This is a genomic window from Arthrobacter sp. MMS24-S77 (genome assembly GCF_054888235.1).
The window spans coordinates 2,551,422-2,571,603 of record NZ_JBTZRN010000001.1; the positions used below are offsets into that span (position 1 = coordinate 2,551,422).

The window sequence follows — 20,182 nt, forward strand, 5'->3', positions numbered from 1 at the left end:
ACCATAGTGCTAGGCGCTGATGACATTGAAACCGAGCAATACATAGAGGGCGAGGCCAAGGAGGATCCGGTACCAGACAAAGACACGGTAGCTGTGGGTGGAAACGAACTTGAGGAACCATCCGATGATGATGAAGCCCACAACGAAGGCGATGACCGTGGCCAAGGCTGTTTCGGGCAGGCCGAAGGGTCCGGTGATTCCTTCCTTCGACAGAACCTTGTACAACTGGTACAGGCCGCTGCCGAAGACCGCCGGGATCGCCAGCAGGAACGAATACCGCGCCGCGGCTTCACGGGTATAGCCCATCAGCAGGCCGGCAGTAATAGTTCCGCCCGAGCGGGAAACACCCGGGATGAGCGCCATGGCCTGGGCCAGCCCGTAGAGGATGCCGTGCTTGTACGTCAGTTGGCTCAGCTCCCGCTCCTGCCGGCCAACGGCGTCGGCTACCGCGAGGATCATGCCGAAGACGATCAGCATGGTGGCGACGATCCACAGGCTGCGGAGGACGGACTCGATCTGGTCCTGGAAGAGCAGGCCAAGCACGATGATGGGCAGGCTGCCGAGGATGACCAGCCAACCCATCCGGGCATCGGGGTGGTCCCTTGCCACCTTGCCGCGCAGCGATCCGAACCAAGCCCGCACAATCCTGACGATGTCCCGCCAAAAGAAGACAATGACGGCCGTCTCGGTGCCCAACTGCGTAATGGCTGTGAAAGCAGCACCAGGATCCGCCGCATTGGGCAGGAACGAACCGACAATACGCAGGTGTGCGCTTGAAGAAATCGGAAGGAATTCTGTAAGGCCTTGCACGAGGCCGAGGAAGGCCGCTTCTATCCAGTTCACGTGAATAGACCCTACGTCATGAACTACCCGAACTCCCCGTAAGCTATCAGCTATGCAGCAGCGTTACGTCGGCAACAGCGGGTTTCGGGTGTCCACCCTTTCCCTGGGCACCATGTCCTGGGCGGAAGAAACGGACGAACAGGATGCGCGGGAGCTGCTCCACACCTTCGTTGCGGCAGGCGGCACCATGATCGATACCGCGGCTTCCTACGCAGGCGGACAGGCCGAGGCTCTCCTGGGCTCCATGCTGGGCGACGTGGTGGCGCGATCGGAGGTTGTCCTTTCGACGAAAGCAGGGGTCTCGACGTCGGACGGCCGCCGCAGCATCGATGCCTCCCGGGGCTCCATGTTGTCCGCGCTAGACGCCAGCCTTGCCCGATTGGGAACCGACTACGTCGACATCTGGTTCGCCCACGCATGGGACGGCAATGTTCCGCTCGACGAAACGCTGTCCGCCCTCGACCTTGCGCTGAGGTCGGGACGCGCGCGGTACGTCGGCATCTCCAACTACAACGGGTGGCAGACCGCGAAAGCTGCCGCGATCGCCGGCTTCACTATCGTGGCCAGCCAATCCGAATACTCTCTGCTGCAACGCAAGCCGGAAGAGGAGCTGGTGCCGGCCGTCGAGGACGCCGGTCTGGGCCTCATGGCCTGGGGGCCGCTCGGCCGCGGCGTGCTCAGTGGCAAATACAGGGGACAGATCCCTTCAGACTCGCGCGCGGCTCAGGGCCGCTTGAGCAGCTACGTCGAAAAGTACCTCGACGCGCGGGGCGCACGGATCGTCGAAGCAGTGGCCATGGCGGGGCGTGGATTGGGACGCTCCGCCGTAGACGTATCCCTGAGTTGGCTGCTTTCCCGCGCGGGCGTTTCAACGGCTGTTGTGGGCTCGCGCAACGCCGTCCAGCTCAAGGAACTGCTCGATGCGCAGCTATCGCCGCTTCCGACCGAAATCTCGCGGGCATTGGAGGACGTTTCAGCGATCTAAGGATGGCTGAAGCTGTTGCGTTACCGGGGGCCTTACTGGTCCGGCATTACTGATCGGCATCACTGGTCGAGGATCTCCAGCTCGTCTTCATCGAGGAGCTCGTTATTGTCCTCGTCGTCATCTTCTTCATCGTCGTCAAACACCTGGAGGGGTGTGACTTCCGAGTAGGCCTCGTATAGTGAGTCCTCATATACCTCAAAGGCATCTGCGACGGCGAAAAACGCTGCCTCCACAGTGGGGTCTCCTTCGCCCCGGCGGGCGGAAGCGGCAATCAGGTGCTCTTCCAAGGCGGCTGTCAATGACTGAAGCGCGACACGCGGATCGATGCTCATGACTTCACGTTAGCCCGAAAAAGACGAAAATGGAGAGGGATGAGAGAACAATTTCTGAGCAGTTCGGTGGAGCGTCAGCGGGACTACGCAAGGCAGTACGAGTATCTGGTACTGACCGTCAGCCCTGATGATTCCTTGCCCGAGGCGCGGCGTCGGCTTGTGGAGCACTCCGAGTATGGCAAGTGGGAACTGGAGCGCAGCATTCTCTACATGGGCGGCGGACGCCGTTTCTGGTTGCGCCGTAGAGTGCTCAACGTACAGCGCACCGTCTAGCTGCGAGGCCTCGTTTCGGGGTCCCCGACTCAACTTTCGAGCGGTTCAGCTTTCGAGCGGGCCGAGCCACGCGTTGGCCACGGTGGTGTGCGCTGACTCATCATTGGAGGGATGGAAAATCCCGGCCAGCACATCGCGATACAGCCGTTCAAGCTCGGAGCCATGGAAATAGCTGGAGCCTCCGGAAACCCGGATTGCGACGTCCACCATGCTCCGGGCGTTTTCGGTTGCCCGCACCTTGAGTCCGACGAACTTCGGAAACCACTGGGCGCCGTGGTCAGCCAAGGCGTCCACGTCACGGGCAACTGACGCCAGCTGCGGCTGGATGGAATCCATGGCCATGGCGGCGTCGGCAATCCTCCACCGGATGTCCGGATCTTGCGAAAAGCTCCGGCCACCGTATTTTGCCGAGGTCCGGCGCTTAACCGCCTCAACGGCCAAGGTGAATGCCCGTTCCGCGATGCCCGTGTACACCGCGGCGAGCAGTGTTTCGAAGCATGCGAAAATCGCGAAGATCAGCGGATCCTGGTTGGGCCCCACGGGCAGTTTCCGGAAGATGCGCTCCGGCGGAACCACGGCACCCTGCAAGAGCGTGGTGTTCGATTGGCTGGCGCGCATGCCCAGGGTGTCCCAGTCGGCCAGGGTCTCGTGACCCGGGGCATCACGCTGGATGAAGCCGAAAACCAGCTCTCCATCCCCGTCGCGCGCGCCACCGTCCTTGCCGAAGATCCCGAGGCGCGTCCAGGCCGGTGACAGGCTCGTGAAGATCTTGCGGCCCGTGAAGCTGTACCCGCCGTCGTCCTGCGGTTCGGCCGTGGTCCCTGAGTCAAAGAGCATGGAGTCGTTGCCCGCCTCGGAAATCCCGAAGGCAAAGAGCTCGCCTTGGCCGGCCTCCCTGAGGACAAAGTCGAGGGAGTTGTCTCCGCGGGCCGCGAGGACATGCGCGACGCCGGTCCAGACAAGGTGCATGTTGACGGCCAACGCGGTGGCCGGGGCAGCCGTCGCGAGCCGGCGCTGAAGCGCCGCCGCAGCTTCGAGCCCGAGCCCGAGTCCGCCGTCGGACTCCGGGACGAAGATCCCCAGGTAGCCCGCCGCAGCGAGCTCCCCAAGGTCTTCGTGGAAAAACGAGTTGCCTTGGTCATACCCTGCGGCACGGCTCCGAATTCGGTCCAGCAGCGCGTCCGGCAGGATCTCCTCGGGAGTCACGGCATTCTCCCTTAGTAGTTGCTCAGCAGGGTGTTGAGCACCCTGGACCCGAACTTGAGCGAATCGGCGGGGACACGTTCGTCAACCCCGTGGAACATTCCAGTGAAGTCAAGTTCCTCCGGCAGCATCAGGGGCGCAAAGCCATAGCCGGTGATGCCGATCTTGCTGAGCGACTTGTTGTCGGTGCCACCGGACAGGGTGTACGGCAAGACCTTGGCTCCGGGGTCCTCGGAGTGCAGTGCATCGATCATGGCGTCCACCAGGTTGCCGGCAAACGGCACCTCGAGGGAGACGTCCTTGTTGACGTAACTGACCTCCACGCCATCGCCGGCAAGCTGCCTGATGGTTTCGAACACGAGCTCCTGCTGGCCGGGCAACGTGCGGCAATCCACCAGCGCCTCCGCGGATTCCGGGATGACATTATGTTTGTATCCCGAGCTCAGGAGCGTGGGGTTCGAGGTGTTCTGCAAGGTGGCTCCGACGAAACGCGCCACGGTGCCGAGTTCCTTCAGCAGGATCTCGGGGTTGTCCGGATCGAACTCGACGCCGGTCAGTTCGGTGACGCCGTCCAGGAACTGCCGGGTGGTGGGGGTCAGCTCGACGGGCCACCGGTATTCTCCGATGCGGGTGACCGCGCCCGCCAGACGGGTAATGGCGTTGTCTGTGTTGATTTGCGATCCGTGCCCGGCCCGGCCGTGGGCAACAAGCCGCAGCCAGGAAAGGCCCTTCTCCGCTGTTTGGAGCAAATAAGTGCGCTGGCCGCCGATCGTCGCGGAGAAGCCGCCTACTTCGGAGATCGCTTCGGTCGCGCCGTCGAACAGTTCGCGCCGGTGCTCGACGGCGTAGCGCGCACCGTGGTTGCCGCCCGCTTCCTCGTCAGCGAAGAAAGCAAAGATGATGTCGCGTTTCGGCTTACGTCCCGTCCGGGCGAAGTCGCGCATGACGGAAAGAATCATGGCATCCATGTCCTTCATGTCCACGGCACCCCGACCCCAGATGAGGCCGTCCTTGAGTTCGCCGCTGAAGGGATCCACGGACCACTGGTCCTTGAGCGCAGGAACGACGTCAAGATGGCCATGCACCACAAGGGCATCAGCTGAGGGGTCCTCCCCCGCCATGCGCGTGACGACGTTGGCGCGCCCGGGAGCCGATTCAAAGATTTCAGCGTCCAATCCCACTTCGCTAATCAGCGCCGCAGTGTATTCGGCGGCAGCACGTTCCCCGGGACCGGAATCGTCACCGAAGTTCGAGGTGTCTATCCGGATGAGTTCCTGGCAGATCCGGACTACTTCGTCTTCGGGTCGGATATCAGTCATGGAACTCTCCTCGCTGGCTGGGATTCGTGTACTCCGGCGGGCAGGCGTCAAGGTGCGGACGCTCCCGCGCGCTTCCCTCAGCCTACCCACCGCCCGCCCGTTTGACCGCGTGTTTTCTTGTGTTTTGACGGGGACTGACAGGAACTAATTGCCGGCCCCGGCACCTCGGCCACCTCCGATTTTTTTATTTCCCAGAAACCGTGTTAGAGTTTTTCTCGCTGCTTCGGAGGAAAGAGAAGCGCCGAGAGGCGCAGAACGAACGCTCCGAACACCACCTGCGCGGGTGGCGGAATGGCAGACGCGCTAGCTTGAGGTGCTAGTCCTCGAAAGGGGGTGGGGGTTCAAGTCCCCCTCCGCGCACAATTGCAAGGCCCGGAATCGTAAAGATTCCGGGCCTTGTTTGTTTAATATGAATTTGCATTTTCAGCGCTTGATGCGACGTTCATCACATTCATTAAATTGCATTACCGCCAATTCGCGCGCGGCGGCGAACCGGACCCCAACAGACGCCGACGGCGGGCACCCGAGTGGGGTGTCCGCCGTCGTCGTGGCCGTCCTTGAACCCGGTTCCTGGCCCTTGTTCCTGAACCACGCCCCGACGCCCTAAAGCGCCGTCACGGACCCGCTGAAGTGCTTCCTGCCGCTCCGGGGGTTCCAGGCGATATAGTCGGAAGCCTCCCAAGCCCCCGACGCGGAGTGGAGCGTGCTGATTTCCAAAGCCACCCTCGCCGGGAGGAACACGGGTGCCTCGAAGTTCACGGCCCAACGGAATGCCTCCGACTTCACCGAGCCAACGTCTGCCAAGGCTCGGGATGCAAGGTACATCCCGTGTGCGATGGATCGCCGGAGGCCCAGTGCCTTGGCAGAGAGGACGCTCAGGTGGATCGGATTGAAGTCCCCGGACACTGAAGCATAGAGGCGACCGGTATCCACGCCGAGCTGCCAGACGGCGGTTGGCGCAGGAGGAGTGAACTCCCCCGGCGCGGCGGCCGTATTCGCTTTGTCGACCCCCGGCAAGAACACTCCCTTGGCCAGGTACGTCGAGACACCCCGCCAGAGCAAGGCCCCGTCGCTGCTGGAACGGGCCTCGGCGACGACGTCGAGCTGGGTTCCTGCCCTATGGCCGCGCATGTCCTCGGCCCAGGACCGGATGTCTAGCAGTTCGCTGAATTGGACCGCCCGCAACTGCTCCACATGGTTCCGTAAGTGGATCATTCCGAGCAGCGGAAGCGGGAAGTCGTCGCGGTTGAGCACACTCATGGCGACGGGGAACGCGAGGGCGTGGATGAAACCGGCAGGCAACACGTCGCTGGCGCTCTCGCCAACGAGGTGCTGGTATGCGGTGAGGTTTCCCACGTCGGCCTGCACCCCACGGACCTCATGACTGCCTTGAGGCAGCACATTGGCAGTCTGGAAGCCCAGCATCCTCCTTCGCGCCGCCGTCGCCGCCGCATTCACATACAGCTTCGAGAGGGAAGGCAGGTCCCCCAGGATGAGCGGTTGTTCGGTTCTCATGCACCCACCAGGTTCTGCCCGCATACCCTGAGCACTTCGCCCGAGATCCCGGCGGCCGCATCCGATGCCAGGAACGCTATGGCCTCCGCGACGTCTCCGGGCCGGCCGCCCTGCTGGAGGGAATTAAGCCGTCGCGCCACTTCCCGGGTAGCAAAGGGGATCCGGGCAGTCATGTCTGTCTCGATGAAGCCCGGGGCGACCGCGTTGATCGATCCACCGCTTTCCGCCAGAAGGGGTGCCGTGGCGCGGACCATTCCGATCACTCCGCCCTTGGAAGCCGCGTAGTTGGTCTGCCCCCGATTCCCTGCAATCCCACTGGTGGAAGCCACCGAGACGATTCTGGGGGCCTTGCTGAACCGCGCGGAGTCCAGAAGCGCCTCGTTGATTCGCAACTGCGAGGCGATGTTGACGCCGATGACCGAGTTCCAGCGGCTTTCGTCCATGTTGGCCAGGAGCCTGTCCCTGGTGATGCCGGCGTTGTGGATGACGATATCCAGGCCGCCATGGCGATCCATGGCGTGGTCTATGATCCGATTCCCCGCATTCTCCGCCGTGATGTCCAACTGCAGGGCGGTGCCATGGACTTCGTTGGCGACTGCGGCAAGGTGGTCGCCCGCGGCGGGGATGTCAACCACCACCAGCCGGGCCCCGTCGCGGTACAGGGTGCGCGCGATCGCCGCACCAATTCCACGGGCGGCCCCTGTGACCACGGCGACTTTGCCGTCCAAGGGCTTGTCGGCATCGGCGGGTAGCTGGCCGGCACCCGTGGTGACCGTCAGGAACTGCCCATCCACGAATGCGGACCGGCCCGACAGGAAAAAGCGCAATGCACCCAGGGTGCTTGGGCTGGTTGTGCCGGCGCTGTCTCCAAGGAGAATGCCATTGGCCGTGGCGCCCGCCCTAAGCTCCTTGGCCAGCGAACGCAGTAGCCCGTCGACGCCTTGGCGGCCGGCAGCGACAGGCGGGCTTGCCGCGGATGCGGAGGTGCGGGAGATCGTGACGACTCTTGCGGAGGGGAGCAAATCCCGGAGCGATTGCGCGGCCGTGAGGACGGGCCCCGCAAGGTCTTGAGGGTGCTCAAGGTCGTCGAGCACCAGGATGATCGCACCGAGCTTTTCCTTGGGCAGGGCATTTCTCCGAACATCCAGCCCCCACCCGAGGAGCGCCGCCGCCAGTTCATCGGCGCCTACGGCGTTCCCGTTCCCGCTCCCCAGCAAAAGTACCGGCCCCGGAACCAGTGGTTCTCCCGCTTTGTACCTCCGAAGCACCGCAGGTTGGGGCAGGCCGAGCTTTTTGGCCAGGTCCTTGCCGATCCCGTGGCTGACAAACTGCGTGTATTTGTCGGTCATGCCGGCTACCGCCCTTCCGGAGCGGAGTAAGCCTCGAGGATAGCGACGACGCCCTGTCCCCCGGCGGCACAGATGGAAATGAGTCCGCGGGCGGGACGGCCGTCCACCGGGCCGTTCTCGTGGAGCATTTTCGCCAGCGAGGCGACAATCCGTCCACCAGTTGCAGCAAAGGGATGGCCGGCCGCCAAGGACGAGCCGTTGACGTTGAGCTTGGCGCGATCGATCTTGCCGAGGGCACCGTCCAAGCCCAGGCGGTTGCGGCCGAATTCTTCGTCTTCCCACGCAGCGAGCGTACTTAGAACGGTTCCCGCGAAGGCTTCGTGGATTTCGAAGAAATCGATGTCTTCGAAGGACAAGCCGTTGCGGGCGAGAAGCCGTGGCACAGCAAAGGCAGGAGCCATGAGGAGCCCGTCCTTGCCGTGGACGAAATCAACGGCGGCCGCTTCGCCATCGACGACGACGGCCAGTTTGGGCAGGCCCCGGGTGTCGGCCCAGCCTTCCGTGCCCAGGAGCACAGTGGAGGCGCCGTCCGTGAGGGGGGTGGAGTTTCCGGCCGTCATGGTGGCTTCCGCTCCGAGGCTCTTGCCGAAGACGGGCTTCAGGGTGGCCAACTTCTCCCTGGACGTATCCGGACGAAGGTTCGAATCACGGTTCAGGCCACGGTAAGGAGTCACGAGGTCGTCGAAGAAGCCGCGCTCGTAGGCGGCGGCGAGATTGTGGTGGCTGTTGAACGCGAGCTCGTCTTGGGCCTCACGGCTGATCTTCCACTGGGCCGTGGTCAACGCCTGGTGCTCACCCATGGACAGGCCGGTCCGCGGCTCCCCGGTGTTCGGGGCGTCCGGAGCCAGATCCTTGGGACGAAGCCGGGACAGGACCTTGAGCCGTTCGGGCAGTGATTTGGCCCGATTGAGGTCCAGCAGGATTTCGCGGAGGCCCTCGCTGACGGCAATAGGGGCATCGGACGCGGAGTCCACGCCGCCCGCGATGGCCGAGTCGATCTGGCCGAGCTTGATCTTGTTGGCCAGGCCCAGGACTGTCTCAAGGCCGGTGGCGCACGCCTGCTGGAGATCGTAGGCCGGCGTCTCTGGCGCCAGGGCTGAGCCAAGCACCGCTTCGCGGGTCAGGTTGAAGTCGCGGGAGTGTTTCAGGACCGCTCCAGCAGCAACTTCACCGATCCGCTCCTCCTGGAGCCCGAAACGGGCGATCAACCCGTCCAGGGCGGCCGTCAGCATGTCCTGATTGGACGACTTGGTGTAGGCGCCGCCGGTCCGCGCAAAGGGGATCCTGTTGCCGCCAATCACCACGGCCTTGCGAAGTGCGCCCGGGCCGACGGCGATTTCCTGTGGTGCACTCGCGGGCACTGCTGCTTCAGGCATGCGTTTCTCCTTATGATCACATCGGGTTACTGATACCCAGCGTACCTGATACGCTGAGTATCGTGAACATCCCCAGCCCAGCACTTTCTGCCGACCACCCTGCCGGGATCCCCGCCTTGGCAGAGGGCGGGAGCCCCGCCGTCGACGGCCGCGCCGCGCGCTGGCAGAGCCACCGCGAGGAACGTCGCCGCGAACTCATCAAGGCCGCGCGCAAGGCTGTCCACGCGCTGGGCCGCGACGCGTCAATGGAGGACATAGCTGCCGCCGCCAACACCTCCAAGTCGGTGTACTACCGGTACTTCGGGGACAAAGCAGGCTTGCAACAAGCCATGGGCGAAGTGGTGCTGGGACAAATGCAGCGGCGGATGAAGGAAGCGGCGGAAAGCGCGCAGACTCCGCGCGAAGGCTTGTTCGCCATGGTTTCGGCCTACCTGCAAATGGCAGAGTCGAGCCCCAACGTCTATGCCTTCGTCACGCGACTCACGAACGGCGAGCCGTCGGCTCAGGACGCCATCGCCGCTTCCGGAGCCCTTGGCCACTTCTTCGAGTCGATCAGTGCCATGATCGCCCAGCCCATGCGGGAGCACCTGGGGGCGGAAAAGGAAGCACTCATTGACTACTGGCCCACCGCCGCAATCGGACTTGTCCGCAATGCCGGCGAAATGTGGCTAGGCAGCCCGGCATCCCCGGCGAAGCCCAACCAGGAAACCATGGCATCCCGGATCACCGATTGGCTATGCGTGGGAATCGCCCCCGAGCTCAAGACCAACTCTGCAGAAAATCAGCAATGACATATCAGTTGTTCGGAACCAAAGAAGGAATCAACATGACTGAAGTAGTGGATCGCACCCCCTCCAGCACCCGGGAGCCTGACGGAACCGCTGCAACCCGACAGCCCGCGGCGCCGGTAGTTGATGTGGCGGCGCTCGGCGAACTGCTGCTGGGCAAGTGGGCCCACATCCGGCGCACGGCGCGCGACCTCGCCGGCCGCCCGGAGGTACACAAGATCGAAGGCCTGACGCATACCGAGCACCGCAAGCGTGTGTCCGCGCAGCTGAAGTACCTCGTGGACAACAACGCCGTGCACCGGGCCTTCCCCGCCAGCTTGGGCGGTTCGGACGACCACGGCGGCAATATCGCAGGGTTCGAGGAACTCGTCACCGCCGATCCTTCACTGCAGATCAAGGCCGGCGTGCAGTGGGGGCTGTTTGGTTCCGCCGTCATGCACCTCGGTACGGAGGAACACCACAACAGCTGGCTGCCGGGCATCATGAGCCTGGAGATCCCCGGCTGCTTCGCCATGACCGAAACCGGCCACGGTTCCGATGTTGCCAGTATCGCCACCACTGCCACGTACGACGAGGCCACACATGAGTTCGTGATCAACACGCCGTTCCGTGCGGCGTGGAAGGACTACATCGGCAACGCCGCCGTAGACGGCCTGGCCGCCGTCGTGTTCGCCCAAGTGGTGACCCGCAAGGTGAACCATGGCGTCCACGCGTTCTACGTTCCGCTCAGGGACCCGGACACCAAAGAGTTCCTTCCGGGAATCGGCGGCGAGGACGACGGCGTCAAAGGCGGCCTCAACGGCATCGACAACGGCCGGCTTCACTTCAGCGATGTCCGCATCCCCCGCACCAACCTGCTCAACCGTTACGGCAACGTCTCCCCCGAAGGGGAGTACACCTCCCCGATCGCCAGCCCGGGCCGCCGCTTCTTCACGATGCTCGGCACGCTGGTACAGGGCCGCGTCTCCCTTGACGGCGCCGCTGTGGCCGCGAGCAAGGTGGCCTTGACGGCCGCCATCCGATACGCCGCCGAACGGCGCCAGTTCAACGCTTCCTCTCCCACCGACGAGGAAGTCCTGCTGGACTACCAGCGGCACCAGCGGCGACTGTTCACCCGGCTGGCCACCACCTTCGCGGCGAGCTTCGCGCACGAGCAGCTGCTCGAAAAATTCGACGACGTCTTCTCCGGCCGGCACGACACCGACGCCGACCGCCAGGACCTCGAGACCCTCGCCGCGGCGCTCAAGCCCTTGAGCACCTGGCACGCTCTCGACACCCTGCAGGAATGCCGTGAGGCCTGCGGGGGCGCCGGATTCCTCATCGAAAACCGCTTCGCCTCGCTCCGCGCAGACCTGGATGTCTACGCCACCTTCGAGGGCGACAACACCGTCCTGCTCCAGCTCGTCGCAAAGCGCCTGCTCTCCGACTACGCCAAGGAGTTCCGCAATGTGGACTTCGGCGTACTGGCCCGCTTCGTCGCGGCCCAGGCAGCGGACGTCGCCATCAACCGCACCGGGCTGCGGCAGGTGGCGCAGTTCGTGGCCGACACGGGATCCGTCCAGAAGGCTGCCCTGGCCCTGCGGGACGAAGAAGGCCAGCGCACGCTGCTGACTGACCGGGTGCAATCGATGGTGGCTGAGGTGGGTTCGGCTCTCAAGGGTGCGAACAAGCTTCCACAGCACCAGGCCGCCGCCCTGTTCAACCAACATCAGGACGATCTGATCGACGCCGCCCAGGCCCATGCCGAACTCCTGCAATGGGAGGCTTTCACGGAGGCCCTTGGCAAGATCGGCGATCCCGGCACACTTCAGGTGCTGACTTGGCTTCGCGACCTCTTCGGCCTCTCGCTCATCGAAAAACACTTGTCCTGGTACCTCATGAACGGCCGCCTTTCCATGCAGCGCGGGCGCACAGTGGGCGCCTACATCAACCGCCTCCTCGTCAAGATCCGTCCCCACGCCCTGGATCTGGTCGATTCCTTCGGCTATGGCCCCGAGCACCTGCGGGCGGCCATCGCGTCCGGAGCCGAGAAGGAGCGCCAAGACGAAGCCCGCGGCTACTTCCGGGCACAACGAGCCAGCGGCAACGCTCCAGCCGAGGAGAAAACCCTGCTTGCATTGAAAGGGAGGAAGTCCGGCTAGCATCCTGCCGTGACCGGCCGGTGAACAATTGCCGAATCCTTAACGACGACGGCGCCGCACCCCTCAGCGGGAGTGCGGCGCCGTCGTCGTTCTTCCCAACTCACTCGCAGTTGTTGTCGTTATGAGCCCCCAAAACGACACTTTTGCGGGGGCCCACGCCGCCAGGGTTCCCTGGCCGAGCTTGCGAGGCGAGGGGGGCGGTGGGGACTAGTTGGGCTGGTGGGCTAGGGGTCAGGGGGCGAGGACTGAACGGTAGACCTCAAGGGTTGTCTCGGTGATCGATTCCCAGGAGAAGTGCTTCTCCGCCCGGACGCGACCGGCCGCGCCCATGACCTTGGCACGCGCAGGATCAGACACGACCTCGTTGAGGGCCACGGCAAAATCGGCAACAAACTTCTCAGGATCCAGCGGGGTCCCGGTACCGTCCGTCACCTGCTCCAGCTCCACGAGGAGTCCCGTTTCACCGTGCTGAACCACTTCGGGGATACCGCCCGTGGCACTCGCCACCACGGCCGCGCCGCAAGCCATGGCTTCGAGGTTGACGATGCCGAGCGGCTCGTAGATCGACGGGCATGCGAAGGCCGTGGCATGGCTGAGAACCTGGATGAGCTCGTGGCGCGGAAGCATGCGCTCGATCAGCACCACACCCTCGCGCTTGCTCTGCAGTTCCTCGATGAGGCGGGCCGTTTCCGCGGCGAGCTCCGGCGTATCCGCGGCTCCCAAGCACAACACCAACTGAACGCCTTCCGGCAAGCTGGCGGCGGCCCTCAGGAGGTACGGAACACCCTTCTGGCGCGTATTGCGCCCAACGAAGACCACGCTCGGCTTATCGGGGTCGATGCCAAGGGCACGAATTGCGTCCTCGCCTTCGTCCGGCTGCCACATGTCGACGTCAATGCCGTTGTGGACCACGCGGACCTTGGCGGGGTCCACATTCGGATAGCTGCGCAGGATGTCCTGCCGCATGCCGTCCGAGACCGCGATGATGGCCGCAGCAGCCTCGTAGGCTGTCTTTTCAACCCACGAGGACAAGGCGTAGCCGCCGCCCAGCTGCTCCGCTTTCCATGGCCGCAGCGGTTCCAGGCTGTGGGCACTGAGCACATGGGGTATTCCATGCAACAGCGAAGCCAGGTGACCGGCCATGTTGGCGTACCAGGTATGGGAATGGACCAGGTCCGCTCCGGCGATGTCCGGCACTATGCGCAAATCCACCCCAAGGGTCTGCAGTGCGGCGTTGGCCGTCCCCAGATCCTCCGGTGTGGAATACGACGTCACCGTTGCACCGTGGAAGTCCGCATCACGGGGCGCGCCGAAGGCACGCACCTGCAGGTCCACATGTTTTGCCAGGACGCGGCTGAGCTCGGCAACATGCACGCCGGCCCCGCCATAGATTTCGGGTGGAAACTCTTTAGTCACAATGTCTACGCGCACGTTACCTAACGTAGTCCTTCCGAGGTATGTGTTCTAGTGTGAAAGGGTCCGGCAACCCGGGCTTTTTTCGGGGGCTACAAAGACGTACAGGGAGAGCAAACACCATGGCGTTGAAGAAAGTATTGTCAATTGTTTTGGCTGGCGGCGAAGGAAACCGCCTTATGCCATTGACGGCAGACAGGGCCAAACCTGCGGTGCCGTTTGCAGGGGGCTATCGTTTGATCGATTTCGCTCTCTCGAATCTGGTCAATTCCGGGTACCTGCAGATCGTGGTGTTGACCCAATACAAGTCGCACAGCCTTGACCGCCACATTTCCGAGACCTGGAGGATGTCCACGCAGCTGGGCAGATACGTGGCCTCGGTTCCCGCCCAGCAGCGCGTGGGCAAGAGCTGGTTCCTCGGCAGCGCGAACGCCATCTACCAGTCCCTGAACCTGATTCACGACGCGGATCCCGATATCGTGGTGGTGGTCGGCGCGGACCACGTCTACCGCATGGACTTCCAGCAGATGGTTCAACAGCACGTGGCCAGCGGAGCCAAAGCCACAGTCGCCGCCGTCCGCCAGCCGCTGAACATGGCCAACCAGTTCGGTGTGATCGAGGTCGACAAAAACGATCCGCAGAAGATCTCGGCGTTCGTGGAAAAGCCTGCAGAAACAGAAGGCCTCGCGGCCGACCCCACACAGTTCCTTGCTTCCATGGGCAACTACGTCTTTGATGCCGACGCACTGGTGGAGGCCCTTCGCGTTGATGCGGAGCGACTGGACACCAAACACGACATGGGTGGAGACATCATTCCGTACTTCGTTGGCCAGGGCGAAGCAGGTGTCTACGACTTCACCCTCAACGACATTCCGGGATCCACCGACCGTGACCGCACCTACTGGCGCGACGTAGGCACCATCGATTCCTTCTATGACGCCCACATGGACCTGATTTCGCCCGTGCCGATCTTCAACCTGTACAACTCGGAATGGCCCATCTACACGCGCCAGAGCATTTCGCCGCCTGCCAAGTTCGTCCGAGGGGACAACAACACGGTTGGCACGGCGCTGGACTCCATCGTGGCCAGTGGCTCGGTGATCTCCGGCGGAATCGTGGAAGGATCCGTCCTCTCCAACGATGTCTACGTGGGACCGGCCACCAGGATCCAGGACTCGGTACTGATGGACAAAGTGCGGATCGGTGAAGGCGCGGTGGTCAAGCGCGCCATCATCGACAAGAACGTGAAGATCCCTGCCGGAGCTGCGATCGGCCTGGACGCAGATCTCGACCGTGCCCGCGGCTTCAAAGTCACCGAATCGGGAATCACAGTGCTAGCCAAGGGTCAGGTGGTACCGGAGCCGGACGCGTCCGAGCTCGCCTTGGCTGCCGAATATCGGCGCTCGGTGCCCGAGGCGATCAAGGCTGCCACGGAGAAATTCCCCGACCTTCGGGATTCCGCGGAACAGGTCACCAAAATCCAGGCTTCCTCGGTAGAAGTCTGACCCGAACCGCAGGAACCAGAGCAGCCCCCGGCCTTCCCGGCGACAGCAGGCGTCCAGCCTCTGTCGCCGGGGAGGCTTTGCTGTGCCCGACCCTGTAAAATTGAGCCAATGAGCCCCGCCGATTTAACGCCTGAAGAGATCCAGGCCGCCCTCAAGGTCCTGAACACTATCCACGTTTACGACGAGGAGCACCCGGACTACGTCGCCGTCCGTCGTGCCACGGGGAAGATGTTCAAGGCCGTCAAGCGCCACCGCCGGGTCACCAAACGGGACGAGATCGCGGAAGCCGACCGCGCGGTCCTCGCGCTTACTGCCACAGCGGCTCCGGACAGGATCGACGATGAGACCCGCGGCAACAAGCTGGCCACCTCTGCCACCGGTGAAATCGCGGGCCATCTCATCCGTTCGAGGCCCTGTTACATCTGTAAACAGCACTACACGCAGGTTGACGCGTTCTACCACCAGCTGTGCCCGGAATGTGCGGCCTTCAGCCACAGTAAGCGGGATGCCCGCACCGACTTGAGTGGACGCCGCGCCCTGCTCACGGGCGGGCGCGCCAAGATCGGCATGTACATCGCCCTCCGCTTGCTCCGTGACGGCGCGCACACCACCATCACCACCCGTTTTCCCAAGGACGCGGCACGCCGTTTCGCGGCTATGGAGGACAGCGCGGACTGGCTGCACCGGCTCAGGATTGTGGGCATCGATCTCCGTGACCCTTCACAGGTCATGGCCCTCACCGACTCGCTCAACGAAGCCGGTCCGCTCGACATCATCATCAACAACGCGGCCCAGACGGTCCGGCGTTCCGGGAACGCGTACAAACCCTTGGTGGATGCCGAGGACGAGCCGCTGCCAGAGGCCCTGCAAGTGGCCAATGGCGGCCCGGAGCTGGTTACGTTCGGCCACGCCCACGACAAACATCCCTTGGCCATCACCCACAGCGTCACCGAGCATCCGGTACTTGCGGGAGATGCGATTACCTCGCTAGCGCTGTCCACGGGCTCCGCTTCTTTGGAGCGAATAGCCACGGGTACCGCGATCGACGCCGGCGGACTGGTCCCCGACCTTGCGGCGATCAACAGCTGGACCCAAGTGGTGGACGAAGTCGATCCCCTGGAGATGCTCGAGGTTCAGCTTTGCAACGTCACGGCGCCGTTCCTGCTGGTCAGCCGGCTCCGCGGGGCCATGAAGCGCTCCACGGCACGCCGCAAGTACATCGTGAACGTCTCGGCCATGGAGGGGCAGTTCTCCCGCGCGTACAAAGGCCCAGGGCATCCGCATACCAACATGGCAAAGGCTGCGTTGAACATGATGACGCGGACCAGCGCACAAGAGATGCTGGACAGTGACGGGATCCTGATGACCGCCGTCGACACCGGTTGGATCACAGACGAACGTCCGCATTACACCAAAGTCCGGCTCATGGAGGAAGGCTTCCACGCACCGCTCGACCTCGTGGATGGAGCTGCGCGGGTCTACGATCCCATCGTCATGGGCGAAAACGGCGAAGACCAGTTCGGCGTCTTCCTGAAGGACTACAAGCCCTCCCCCTGGTAATCCAGGAGGAGGGCCGCCGGCCCGCTACGTCAGTCGCGTGATCTCGACCGTCACGGTCAGGCCCGAGCCGCCGCCTCCGGACAAGATGCCCTTCAAGGGAGGAACGTCCCGGTAGTCCCGGCCTCGTGCCACTGTGACGTGATAGTCACCGGCCGGCTTGTGGTTGGTGGGGTCCCAGCTGCGCCATTCGCCGTCCCACCATTCCAACCAAGCATGGGATTGGCCAGCCACCGTTTCGCCGATCTCGGCCGTGGGCCGCGGATGGATGTAGCCGGACACGTACCTCGCTGGAATGCCGCAGCTGCGAAGCGAGCCGATGGCCAGGTGTGCCAGGTCCTGGCAGACTCCTTGACGCTGGTTCCAAGCCTCTTCGGCGTTCGTAGTGACGCCGGTGGTGCCTTTCACGTAGCTCATTTCGCCGCGCATCCATTCGAAGATGGCCATGGCAGTCTCGTGGGGGTTCTTGCGGGCGACGACGGTGGGGATGATGCCCAGGACTTCCGCACCGGGTCCGCTGAGCTGCGATTGCGGAAGCCAGTCGCTGAATTGGTCGCGGATCTCGTCCGAACCCATCACATCCCAGCCAACAATCTCTTCGTCCAGGGCCACGCGTTCCACCCGATGGACTTCCACGGTGGCGGTGGCCACGACTTCGAGGCGCTCGTGCGGCATCTGCATGTCGAAGGCCGTCACGCGAGTGCCCCAGTAATCACGGTAGGTGCTCACGGCAGCCTGCGACGGCGTGATCTTCAGCGATGATTCAAGGACCACCTGTTGGGGATCGGTCAACGGCGTCATGCGTGCCTCGTTGTACGACAGAGTCACACGGCGGTTGTATTTGTAGGCCGTCCTGTGGACGATGCTCAGCCGGGTCATGAAACTTCTCCCACCCAGGCCAGTTCATCCGCCTGATTGAAGTACTTACGGGAAATCGCGTCGGAGGCCTGCGTTACAGCCTTCTGCACCCGGTCCATATGCTCGGGCAGCTCGGACATGAGGTCGTCCGTGCGGTGGAACTCAAGGAAGGTGCGGGCCTGGCCAACGATCCGACGGGCGTCATTGATGAAACCCACCCGCTGGGCGGATGGATCCAACTTGGCAAGGCACTCGTCAGCGTCGCGCAGGGCGAAGACGATGGAGCGTGGGAACAAACGGTCCAGCAGGAGGAACTCGGCGGCGTGCTGGTCCCCGAAGGCCGCACGGCGAGTACGCAGGAACGACTCGTAGGCCCCGGCGCAGCGCAGCATGTTCACCCAGGACATTCCTGCGGACAGGACATCGCGGGTGGACAGCATGCGTGCGGTCATGTCGGCACGCTCGAGCGAGCGGCCCAGGACGAGGAAGAGCCAGCTTTCGTCGTGGCTCACAGTCGTGTCCGCGAGACCCCTGACCATGGCAGTTCGTTCCAGCACCCAGTTGCAGAATCGGTACGTTCCGACCACGTCTTTACGGTGCTGGTTCAACCCGTAGTACGTCGTGTTGAGGCTCTCCCACAACGAAGAAGAGACGGTCTCGCGTGCCCGGCGCGCATTCTCACGCGCAGCCCCCAGTGAACCCGCAATGGAGGTAGCACTGGCCTTGTCGTAGGCGAGGGCGTGGAGCAGCTCCGGCAAGCCGAAGTCCTCGCTCTGGGGACGTGCTCCCATGACGGCAAGCAGTTCCCTCGCTACGCTGCGCTGCTCCTCGAGCGGAAGGTGGTTCAAGCGTTCCAAGTGGACGTCCAGGATTCTGGCCGTCCCGTCGGCGCGTTCCACATAGCGGCCGATCCAGAAAAGGGATTCAGCAATACGGCTCAGCATGGGCTGTGCCTCCTTCGGGTCCTGCGTTGTGGTGATGAATGTCATCCGGTCCGTGCATCATGACGTGACGGATCACTGCTGCTGGTCCGATTGGCGATCCCGCCAGTTGCTTTCGACGGGCCAGACCGAGACCTGTTCACGGACCGTGACCGAGGACCGGGGCAGCTCGACGGCGGGCAGCTGCGGGGAGTCCGAGAGCACCCAGGTGTCCTTGGACCCGCCGCCCTGGGACGAGTTCACGATCAGCGAGCCTTCCTTCAACGCCACCCGGGTCAGGCCCCCGGGCAGCACCCACACGTCCTCGCCGTCGTTGACCGCGAACGGACGCAGGTCCACGTGCCGGGGCCCGAACTTCTCCCCCGAAAGGGTCGGCACCGTGGACAGCTGCAGCACCGGCTGCGCGATCCAGCCCCGCGGATCCGCCAGCACCCGCTTCCGCAAAGCCTCCAGCTCCTCGGCCGAGGCATCCGGACCGATCACCAGGCCCTTGCCCCCGGACCCGTCCACCGGCTTGACCACCAGTTCCCCGAGCCGGTCCAGGACCTGCTCCCGGGCCTCCTTCTCCTCCAGCCGGAACGTCTCCACGTTCGCGATCACCGGCTCCTCATGCAGGTAATACCGGATCAGGTCAGGCACGTACGAATACACCAGCTTGTCATCGGCCACCCCGTTGCCCACCGCGTTCGCGATCGTCACCCCGCCGGCCCGGGCCGCGTTCACCAGCCCCGGACACCCCAGCATCGAATCCGAACGGAACTGCAACGGATCCAGGAACTCATCATCGATCCGCTTGTAAATCACATCCACCCGCTGCTCCCCCGCGGTGGTGCGCATGTACACCCGGTTCCCCCGGCAGATCAGGTCCCTGCCCTCCACCAGCTCCACACCCATCAACCCGGCCAGCAGGGTGTGTTCGAAGTAGGCGCTGTTGAAGACCCCGGGGGTCAACACCACCACCGTCGGGTCATCCACCCCCGAGGGCGCCGTCTTCCGCAACGCCGACAACAAGCGGCGCGGATACTCCTCGACCGGACGGACGTGCTGCTGGCCGAACGCCTCCGGCAAACCCTTCGCCATCGCCCGCCGGTTCTCCAACACGTAGGACACCCCCGACGGGACCCGCACGTTGTCCTCCAGCACCCGGAACGTGCCCGCCGCATCGCGGACCACGTCGATCCCGGACACGTGCACCCGCACCCCGCCGGCCGGCTCGAAACCATGCACCGCACGGTGGAAATGCGCACTCGTGGTCACCAATGCCCGAGGCACCACACCGTCGGCGACCACCGCCATCCGCCCGTACACATCATCCAGGAACGCCTCCAACGCCCGCACCCGCTGCGCCACCCCGCGCTCCAGCACATCCCACTCGTCCGCCGGAATCACCCTCGGCACGATATCCAACGGGAAGGGTCGCTCCTCCCCCGCATAATCGAAGGTCACCCCCCGGTCCAGGAACGTCCGCGCCATCGACTCAGCACGCGCACTCACATCGGCAAGCGAAAGCTCGCGGAGCGCACCGTCCACCTGGCCGTAGGATTTTCGGGCGACTGTGCCTGGGGCGAACATCTCGTCGTAGGCGCCGGAACGGGCGGCGGCTTCGGAGTAATCCCGGAATAGCTCTGACATGGGACTCAGACAATCACCTTTTCGATTACGAACGCATTTCGCGTTCTGCATGTTGCGCAGTGACAGCAGCCGTAGCGCTGGGTTTGCTAGCTGCAAATATACCGGGCACGGCGGCATGGGCTGCCGGACGCGCCCGCCCGGGCCTGGACTTC

General features: G+C 63.8%; 17 protein-coding genes and 1 tRNA gene. 7 read left to right on the forward strand and 11 right to left on the reverse strand.

The features are described 5' to 3' along the window. Positions 1-9: 9 nt before the first annotated feature. Entirely contained in the window at positions 10-843 is an 834-nt protein-coding gene (locus ACX5I4_RS11645) for an undecaprenyl-diphosphate phosphatase (protein ID WP_461836801.1), read from the reverse strand. Positions 844-895: 52 nt separating this feature from the next. On the opposite strand from ACX5I4_RS11645, the gene ACX5I4_RS11650 reads away from it, so the two are divergent. Further along, positions 896-1,828, forward strand: coding sequence for an aldo/keto reductase (locus ACX5I4_RS11650; protein WP_461836802.1), 933 nt, complete (start codon positions 896-898; stop codon positions 1,826-1,828). A 59-nt stretch (positions 1,829-1,887) separates the two neighbouring features. On the opposite strand, the gene ACX5I4_RS11655 is transcribed toward ACX5I4_RS11650, so the two are convergent. Next, on the reverse strand, positions 1,888-2,160 hold the full coding sequence (locus ACX5I4_RS11655) for a hypothetical protein (RefSeq protein WP_059389240.1): 273 nt from the start codon (positions 2,158-2,160) through the stop codon (positions 1,888-1,890). A 39-nt stretch (positions 2,161-2,199) separates the two neighbouring features. Between ACX5I4_RS11655 and ACX5I4_RS11660 the strand changes: the two genes are divergently transcribed. Next, entirely contained in the window at positions 2,200-2,433 is a 234-nt protein-coding gene (locus ACX5I4_RS11660) for a DUF5703 family protein (RefSeq protein ID WP_461836803.1), read from the forward strand. A 45-nt stretch (positions 2,434-2,478) separates the two neighbouring features. On the opposite strand, the gene ACX5I4_RS11665 is transcribed toward ACX5I4_RS11660, so the two are convergent. Next, on the reverse strand, positions 2,479-3,639 hold the full coding sequence (locus ACX5I4_RS11665; RefSeq protein WP_461836804.1) for an acyl-CoA dehydrogenase family protein: 1,161 nt from the start codon (positions 3,637-3,639) through the stop codon (positions 2,479-2,481). Positions 3,640-3,650: 11 nt separating this feature from the next. Beyond that, positions 3,651-4,955: a M20/M25/M40 family metallo-hydrolase gene (locus ACX5I4_RS11670; protein WP_461836805.1), complete on the reverse strand. Its 1,305-nt coding sequence runs from the start codon at positions 4,953-4,955 to the stop codon at positions 3,651-3,653. Between the two features lie 277 nt (positions 4,956-5,232). Between ACX5I4_RS11670 and ACX5I4_RS11675 the strand changes: the two genes are divergently transcribed. Next, positions 5,233-5,315, forward strand: a tRNA-Leu gene (locus tag ACX5I4_RS11675). A 243-nt stretch (positions 5,316-5,558) separates the two neighbouring features. Here ACX5I4_RS11675 and ACX5I4_RS11680 read toward each other — a convergent pair. From ACX5I4_RS11680 to ACX5I4_RS11690, 3 genes are read right to left on the reverse strand one after another with little or no spacing between them, the layout of a single operon-like run. After that, entirely contained in the window at positions 5,559-6,470 is a 912-nt protein-coding gene (locus ACX5I4_RS11680; RefSeq protein WP_461836806.1) for a MaoC/PaaZ C-terminal domain-containing protein, read from the reverse strand. Continuing rightward, on the reverse strand, positions 6,467-7,819 hold the full coding sequence (locus ACX5I4_RS11685; protein WP_461836807.1) for a 3-oxoacyl-ACP reductase: 1,353 nt from the start codon (positions 7,817-7,819) through the stop codon (positions 6,467-6,469). Before ACX5I4_RS11685 ends, ACX5I4_RS11680 begins: the two co-directional genes overlap by 4 nt. A gap of 5 nt (positions 7,820-7,824) precedes the next feature. Next, entirely contained in the window at positions 7,825-9,195 is a 1,371-nt protein-coding gene (locus ACX5I4_RS11690; RefSeq protein ID WP_461836808.1) for an acetyl-CoA C-acetyltransferase, read from the reverse strand. A gap of 107 nt (positions 9,196-9,302) precedes the next feature. Between ACX5I4_RS11690 and ACX5I4_RS11695 the strand changes: the two genes are divergently transcribed. Continuing rightward, positions 9,303-9,986 (forward strand): TetR family transcriptional regulator, encoded by a 684-nt coding sequence (locus ACX5I4_RS11695; protein WP_461838705.1) that lies wholly within the window; start codon positions 9,303-9,305, stop codon positions 9,984-9,986. Between the two features lie 35 nt (positions 9,987-10,021). Further along, on the forward strand, positions 10,022-12,124 hold the full coding sequence (locus ACX5I4_RS11700; protein ID WP_461836809.1) for an acyl-CoA dehydrogenase family protein: 2,103 nt from the start codon (positions 10,022-10,024) through the stop codon (positions 12,122-12,124). Positions 12,125-12,355: 231 nt separating this feature from the next. On the opposite strand, the gene glgA is transcribed toward ACX5I4_RS11700, so the two are convergent. Next, the gene (gene glgA / locus ACX5I4_RS11705; RefSeq protein ID WP_461836810.1) at positions 12,356-13,555 is read right to left on the reverse strand and encodes a glycogen synthase; all 1,200 of its coding nucleotides are present in this window, start codon (positions 13,553-13,555) and stop codon (positions 12,356-12,358) included. Between the two features lie 104 nt (positions 13,556-13,659). On the opposite strand from glgA, the gene glgC reads away from it, so the two are divergent. Further along, on the forward strand, positions 13,660-15,042 hold the full coding sequence (gene glgC / locus ACX5I4_RS11710) for a glucose-1-phosphate adenylyltransferase (protein ID WP_461836811.1): 1,383 nt from the start codon (positions 13,660-13,662) through the stop codon (positions 15,040-15,042). Positions 15,043-15,150: 108 nt separating this feature from the next. Then, complete coding sequence (locus ACX5I4_RS11715; protein ID WP_461836812.1) at positions 15,151-16,602, forward strand: SDR family oxidoreductase; 1,452 nt, start codon at positions 15,151-15,153, stop codon at positions 16,600-16,602. Positions 16,603-16,626: 24 nt separating this feature from the next. Here the strand turns inward: ACX5I4_RS11715 and ACX5I4_RS11720 are convergent, their stop codons facing one another. From ACX5I4_RS11720 to ACX5I4_RS11730, 3 genes are all read right to left on the reverse strand, one after another. Next, positions 16,627-17,478 carry a transglutaminase family protein gene (locus ACX5I4_RS11720; protein WP_461836813.1) on the reverse strand — a complete coding sequence of 284 codons (852 nt, stop codon included), beginning with the start codon at positions 17,476-17,478 and terminating at the stop codon, positions 16,627-16,629. After that, positions 17,475-18,401 carry an alpha-E domain-containing protein gene (locus ACX5I4_RS11725; RefSeq protein ID WP_461836814.1) on the reverse strand — a complete coding sequence of 309 codons (927 nt, stop codon included), beginning with the start codon at positions 18,399-18,401 and terminating at the stop codon, positions 17,475-17,477. The genes ACX5I4_RS11720 and ACX5I4_RS11725 overlap by 4 nt, the downstream gene beginning before the upstream one ends. Before the next feature lie 72 nt (positions 18,402-18,473). Then, positions 18,474-20,030: a circularly permuted type 2 ATP-grasp protein gene (locus ACX5I4_RS11730; RefSeq protein ID WP_461836815.1), complete on the reverse strand. Its 1,557-nt coding sequence runs from the start codon at positions 20,028-20,030 to the stop codon at positions 18,474-18,476. Between the last annotated feature and the right edge of the window lie 152 nt (positions 20,031-20,182).

Excerpts from the sequence above, each read along its gene's own strand:
- ACX5I4_RS11650 (WP_461836802.1), top strand. The coding sequence starts at position 896 with ATGCAGCAGCGTTACGTCGGCAACAGCGGGTTTCGGGTGTCCACCCTT.
- ACX5I4_RS11655 (WP_059389240.1), bottom strand. The coding sequence starts at position 2,160 with ATGAGCATCGATCCGCGTGTCGCGCTTCAGTCATTGACAGCCGCCTTG.
- ACX5I4_RS11660 (WP_461836803.1), top strand. The coding sequence starts at position 2,200 with ATGAGAGAACAATTTCTGAGCAGTTCGGTGGAGCGTCAGCGGGACTAC.
- ACX5I4_RS11670 (WP_461836805.1), bottom strand. The coding sequence starts at position 4,955 with ATGACTGATATCCGACCCGAAGACGAAGTAGTCCGGATCTGCCAGGAA.
- ACX5I4_RS11680 (WP_461836806.1), bottom strand. The coding sequence starts at position 6,470 with ATGAGAACCGAACAACCGCTCATCCTGGGGGACCTGCCTTCCCTCTCG.
- ACX5I4_RS11685 (WP_461836807.1), bottom strand. The coding sequence starts at position 7,819 with ATGACCGACAAATACACGCAGTTTGTCAGCCACGGGATCGGCAAGGAC.
- ACX5I4_RS11690 (WP_461836808.1), bottom strand. The coding sequence starts at position 9,195 with ATGCCTGAAGCAGCAGTGCCCGCGAGTGCACCACAGGAAATCGCCGTC.
- ACX5I4_RS11700 (WP_461836809.1), top strand. The coding sequence starts at position 10,022 with ATGACTGAAGTAGTGGATCGCACCCCCTCCAGCACCCGGGAGCCTGAC.
- glgC (WP_461836811.1), top strand. The coding sequence starts at position 13,660 with ATGGCGTTGAAGAAAGTATTGTCAATTGTTTTGGCTGGCGGCGAAGGA.
- ACX5I4_RS11715 (WP_461836812.1), top strand. The coding sequence starts at position 15,151 with ATGAGCCCCGCCGATTTAACGCCTGAAGAGATCCAGGCCGCCCTCAAG.
- ACX5I4_RS11720 (WP_461836813.1), bottom strand. The coding sequence starts at position 17,478 with ATGACCCGGCTGAGCATCGTCCACAGGACGGCCTACAAATACAACCGC.
- ACX5I4_RS11725 (WP_461836814.1), bottom strand. The coding sequence starts at position 18,401 with ATGCTGAGCCGTATTGCTGAATCCCTTTTCTGGATCGGCCGCTATGTG.
- ACX5I4_RS11730 (WP_461836815.1), bottom strand. The coding sequence starts at position 20,030 with ATGTCAGAGCTATTCCGGGATTACTCCGAAGCCGCCGCCCGTTCCGGC.